This window comes from Microcystis sp. LE19-84.1B, assembly GCF_027531875.1.
Lineage (GTDB): Bacteria > Cyanobacteriota > Cyanobacteriia > Cyanobacteriales > Microcystaceae > Microcystis > Microcystis panniformis.
This window is the reverse complement of sequence record NZ_JAPZSR010000208.1, coordinates 1-5380: the sequence shown is the minus strand read 5'-3', so window position 1 is coordinate 5380 and position 5380 is coordinate 1. Positions and strand designations below refer to the sequence as shown.

Below are 5380 nucleotides of genomic sequence, written 5' to 3'. Positions count from 1 at the left end.
CTGAGAAGCGATAGCAACCATGACGGGTGTGGACTTACAGCAATTATTACTAGAAAAATGGGGTCGTTCCTACGATATCCAGCTGCGACGCATCAAAGATAAGGTTCATGTCCAGGTAATGTGGAAATATCTCGAACAAGCTTCTTTTCCCCTCTCCGAGTCTGAATATCTGGAACATCTCAATGCGATCGCTAATTATCTCCACGAATGGGGTGGTTTTAGTCAATTTCAAGCTTTTATCCGCGAAACCCGCGAGCGTCCCCGTCTCGGTAAAGCGGTTAGTCTGGCCCTAGATCTAGGTGAAAGGGCATCGGAATGGCTGCTCAGTGATCAGTGATCAGTTATCAGTGATCAGTTATCAGTGGTATTGTTAAACTTGCATTTGAAATGCGTATTGGAAATTTTAGTACAAATGCTCAGACTCCCCACTTCCCCCTGTCTAGACACAAAAAAAGGCGTTAAGCTTAACCTTAACGCTTGCTTTTGATTTAATGGCAGTGACTAGCTCTTGCGACGAGAGAAAGCGCCAATACCAGCAACGGCTAAGATACCGAGGATAGCAGAAGGTTCGGGAACTTTAACTTTTGGCATTTGTGTGAAGTCGTTGGTGACACTGTTAAGGGAACCGGTGGGAGAATTGACCTGGTAAGTGTCTCTGACGAAGAGTTTCGTGATACCGGACGGAACTGGAACCATGGCACCAGAAGCACCCGACGCGGTCGTAGCCGTCGAAGTTCCGATTAACGCCGACCCATTGATACTATCTGACCAAACCGTCTTCTCCGTAAAGATACCCGAGTTACCTGCGCCAGTTGCATCATAACCAATACTGAAATATTGGAACATCTTCGCCGGATCAAGGATCTCGACCGTGTAATCTATGATGAAAGTACCTCCGGCTTGGGTCAGAGCGGGAGTTGGTCTGTAGTTGAAGGTGTGTCTGTCTATAGTCGGTGACAAGATTTGATCTATGAGAAGAACCCCGTTATCTATAGCCCCAGACGTTGGACTGGAGGCGAGGAATGTGAAAAGCTTGTCTCCCACTCGGCAAGGAGCAGACGTGAAACCAGAAAACAGTTGTCCCAATGGTAGAGGACAAAGCGCCTGCGCCTGGACGGGGGCAGTATTGGCAAAGCCGAAAGCGGCAACGCTGCCAGCGATGGCAAGAGCGCCGGTAGTTACTCGTTTAGAGATGTTTGTGATCATTTTAAGTGGTTTGTTACTTTTTATTAGGGCAAAGTACGGATACTACGCACTCTAGTATATTTATAACCTTGGACAGATGAAATGTCAAGTTATTGAAATGAAAAGAAAGTGAGATGCTCCCCAGTAGGGTGCGTTAGCGTAACTCACCAAAAACCTTTCTTTGTGGTGCGTTACGGCAATATTCAGAGCTTGATTTTTGCCCTAAAAACAAGGGATTGCCTAACGCACCCTACCCAACTACTAGAAGCATAACGCAATCGCAACAATGCAATCTACTTCGGTTATCGTACAGCCCTTATCTAAAGACTTGTGTGATTTGAAGCGGTCAAGGAAGTATTTATGGTCACAGGTAAGCTAAAACGCAGATCATTAGACCTCGACCTAATATTATGTCAAGACTAAAAGTTTTTCTAGTTAGGGTTTGCGGCAAAAAGTTTTTCCTGGGGGCAGGGTGTGGGGTGTGGGGTGTTAGGGTGTTAGGGTGTTAGGGTGTTAGGGTTTTAGTTGAAATTCCCCATTCCCCCATTTCCCCATTTCCCCACTTCCCTACTTCCCCACTTCCCCATACCTTTGAAACAGGATTTAGTATTACTGGTGACAGCAGCTACCCAATTTTTTTGGGTATTTGCTATGCTGATTGTTAACAATTTGTAATCTTTGGGAAAGTTCCTCAATACTGCATGGTCGTTTCTGCTACAATTCCACCCCTAGCTCAAGATACCCTCGCGCTGAAAGCGGTGTGGGCAAATATTGGCTATGATAGTTGTCCCCACCATTACAATTTCCATCTTCACACCCATTGCTCCGATGGTCAAATGAGTCCCCAAGACTTGATGAGACAAGCGTTAGACATCGGACTAAAAGGATTGGCAATTACCGATCATCACTCGATCGAAGGTTATCGACAAGCCCAAATTTGGCTAGAAAATCGGCATTTAAAGGGTTCTCTACCCCATCTCTGGACAGGGGTAGAAATTACGGCGAATCTCTTAGACACAGAAGTGCATATTCTTGGCTATGGTTTCGATCCTACTCATACCGTTTTGACTCCCTATCTGCAAAGAGCCAAACCAGAAGGAGATTTCGCTTTGGCCTCTAGAGTCATTAACAGTTTACAGCAAGCGGGGGCTTTAGTGGTTCTGGCCCATCCCTTTCGTTACCATCGTCCTGCGGCCGATTTAGTAGCGGCGGCGGTAGAATTGGGTATTGATGGTATTGAGGCTTTTTATGCCTACGGCAATCCCAAACCCTGGCTACCGAGTCAACGGGAAACCGAACAAGCGCTCGCTCTGAGTCGTCAATATCAATTATTTGCCACCTGTAGCACCGATTCCCACGGTAAATCTTTATTACAGCGCATTTAGCCTGATCGCAGGATTAACGGTAAAATACCTAAATTGACTAAACTCGATCCTTTCTCGATCGAGTGTTGGTTTTTTGTAGCCAAAAACAGGGAAGTGGGGAAGTGGGGAAGTGGGGAAGTGGGGAAGTGAGGAAGTGAGGAAGTGGGGAAATGGGGAATTTCAACTAACACCCTAACACCCTAACACCATAACACCCTAACACCCCAACACCCCAACACCCTAACACCCCAACACCCCAACACCCCAACACCCTAACACCCCAACACCCCAACACCCCAACACCCCAACACCCTAACATTTAATCCCCTGAATGAAAGATTTATTCCTTGACACTTGCTGGTTAATTCCCATTTATGGCTTAATTGGTTCGATTTTAACCTTGCCTTGGTCTTTAGGCATTATTAGTCGCACCGGTCCGCGGCCGGCCGCTTATATTAACCTATTGATGACCGTATTAGGGTTAATACACGGAACGATCGCTTTTAATCAAATTTGGCATCGAGAGACGATTAAACTGACTTTTGAATGGGTCAAAGTGGCCGATCTTAGTTTATCCCTTTCGATCGAACTTTCTCCCGTTAGTTTGGGGACGCTGGAACTGATTACCCTCATCAGTCTCCTGGCCCAAATCTATGCCCTTGGCTACATGGAAAAGGATTGGTCTTTGGCAAGATTTTATGGCTTAATGGGCTTTTTTGAGGCAGCTTTGGGGGGAATTGCCCTGAGTGACTCCCTACTGTTCAGTTACGCTTTCCTAGAGATGTTAACGGTCTCTACCTATCTCCTCGTCGGTTTTTGGTATGCCCAACCTTTGGTAGTAACCGCGGCCCGAGATGCCTTTTTAACCAAGCGCGTCGGCGATATTATTTTATTGATGGGTTTGGTGGCTCTGTCCAGTTACGGAGAAGGATTGAGTTTTTCTCAGTTAGAAAATTGGGCAGTAAATAACCCTGTACCGCCTCTGACGGCGACTTTGTTAGGATTAGCCCTTATTGCTGGTCCAACGGGTAAATGCGCCCAATTTCCCCTGAATTTGTGGCTAGATGAGGCGATGGAGGGACCAAATCCAGCCGGAATCATGCGGAATTCGATCGTGGTTTCGGCCGGGGCCTATGTTTTAATTAAGCTGCAGCCAGTGTTTACCCTATCTCCGATCGCGGCCAATGTTTTAATAGTGTTGGGGACAATGACGGCAATCGGGACTTCTCTGATGGCCCTATCCCAAATTGATATTAAACGGGTTTTATGCCACTCCACCAGTGCCTATCTCGGTTTGGTCTTTATTGCGGTGGGATTAGGTCATGTGGATATCGCTTTACTAATTTTATTCTCCCATGCGATCGCAAAAGCTTTATTATTTATGAGCGCAGGGGCATTAATTCTCACCACCAGTAACCAAAATATCACGGAAATGGGGGGAATTTGGGCAAGAATGCCGGCTACAACCACGGCTTTTCTAGGGGGTTCCGCGGGGATGACGGTTTTAATGCCCCTAGGGATGTTTTGGACGTTAAAAAAGTGGTTAAGTGGCGAATGGGCGATTCCTTGGTGGTTATTAGCGGTTTTAATCTTTGTTAATTGTCTTAGCATTATCAATCTTACTCGGGTCTTTCGTTTAGTCTTTTTGGGACAAACCCAAAGTAAAACCCATCGCACCCCGGAAGTGGCTTGGCCGATGGCTTTGCCTATGGTAGCATTGATTTTAATCGCTTTATTGACCCCGATTATTCCCCTACGTTGGGATTTTTGGCTATCTTTCACCAATCCTCTCCTTAATAACCAGAGTTTTACTATTGTCTGGGGTTTTCCCTTGTTGATGGCCTCTGGAGTAATTGGCCTAGTTATCGGGTTAACGGTAGAGTTAAGACGAGCTTGGGCCAGACCGACTGGGTTAATCCTGCGATTCCTGCAAGATTTGTTCGCTTATGACTTCTATCTCGATCGCATCTATCAGTTTACCGTGGTTTTAGCGGTGGGAAGCCTATCAAAAATTACCGCTTGGCTCGATCGTTATATTATTGATGGTCTGGTTAATTTAGTCAGTTTAGTGACGATTTTTAGCGGCAGCGCCTTAAAGTATAATGTTTCTGGTCAATCACAGTTTTATGTCTTGACTATTCTTTTGGGAATAGGGGGATTAATCTGGCTCTTATTAAACGGTCAATGGTCACTGATAACTGATTATTGGTCATCCCTGTTGACTCATTGAACCTCTGTGTATCGCTCCCTAGTCTTCTTGGCGCGGACTAGGGAGGGAAAGCAGCGGGGTGAACTTGACATCCTCGCCGCCGTAAAACGGACGGCGATTCCCAAACCTCACGATTTAGGTTTCTGCTTCTTTCCCTTGCGGGGTTCCGCACCTGCCTTAACAGATTTACTCTGTTCTGGTCTTATAGTCGCGACCCGGACTGACACCGCAGGCCCTGCGGCCAAAATGTTTTTACTAGCGTTAATATCTCGGTCATGGTGTGTCCCACAGTCCCACTCTCGAACATTTAACGGCATTTTTTCAACAATATGCCCGCAATTACTACACCTTTTAGAACTAGGAAACCATCTATCTATTTCGAGGTAATTTCTTCCGTACCAACGGCATTTATAGGCTAATTGTCAACCCCCCAACCCCCAACCCCCCGGCCCCCGACCCCCCCCCGGCCCCCCCGACATCGGGGTAGGGCTGTTTCATTTAAATTAAGTATAGCTGATTTTGAGTCAATAAATTTGACCGAAGATTCTCAAGTTTATCTTTTTCTAATCAAAAGAGTTAGTCACAATAACTAATATTTAATCCTCTGCCAATATTTATTATG

5 protein-coding genes and 1 pseudogene are annotated in these 5380 nt (G+C 46.0%); 3 read left to right on the top strand and 3 right to left on the bottom strand.

Features of this window, described 5'->3' with window-relative positions:
- The first annotated feature begins 19 nt into the window (after positions 1-19).
- On the top strand, positions 20-337 hold the full coding sequence (locus O9324_RS11950) for a DUF3067 family protein (protein ID WP_002766634.1): 318 nt from the start codon (positions 20-22) through the stop codon (positions 335-337).
- Positions 338-501: 164 nt separating this feature from the next.
- Here O9324_RS11950 and O9324_RS27485 read toward each other — a convergent pair whose 3' ends face one another.
- Positions 502-1206 (bottom strand): PEP-CTERM sorting domain-containing protein, encoded by a 705-nt coding sequence (locus O9324_RS27485; RefSeq protein ID WP_502846582.1) that lies wholly within the window; start codon positions 1204-1206, stop codon positions 502-504.
- A gap of 500 nt (positions 1207-1706) precedes the next feature.
- Complete coding sequence (locus O9324_RS11935) at positions 1707-1853, bottom strand: hypothetical protein (protein WP_288140296.1); 147 nt, start codon at positions 1851-1853, stop codon at positions 1707-1709.
- 33 nt (positions 1854-1886) lie between these two features.
- On the opposite strand from O9324_RS11935, the gene O9324_RS11930 reads away from it, so the two are divergent.
- Positions 1887-2570, top strand: coding sequence for a PHP domain-containing protein (locus tag O9324_RS11930; RefSeq protein ID WP_002766631.1), 684 nt, complete (start codon positions 1887-1889; stop codon positions 2568-2570).
- A 310-nt stretch (positions 2571-2880) separates the two neighbouring features.
- Complete coding sequence (locus O9324_RS11925; RefSeq protein ID WP_288140295.1) at positions 2881-4779, top strand: NAD(P)H-quinone oxidoreductase subunit F; 1899 nt, start codon at positions 2881-2883, stop codon at positions 4777-4779.
- A 107-nt stretch (positions 4780-4886) separates the two neighbouring features.
- Here O9324_RS11925 and O9324_RS11920 read toward each other — a convergent pair.
- Positions 4887-5180, bottom strand: a pseudogene (locus tag O9324_RS11920) (zinc ribbon domain-containing protein); the annotation flags it as partial.
- Positions 5181-5380 lie beyond the last annotated feature (200 nt).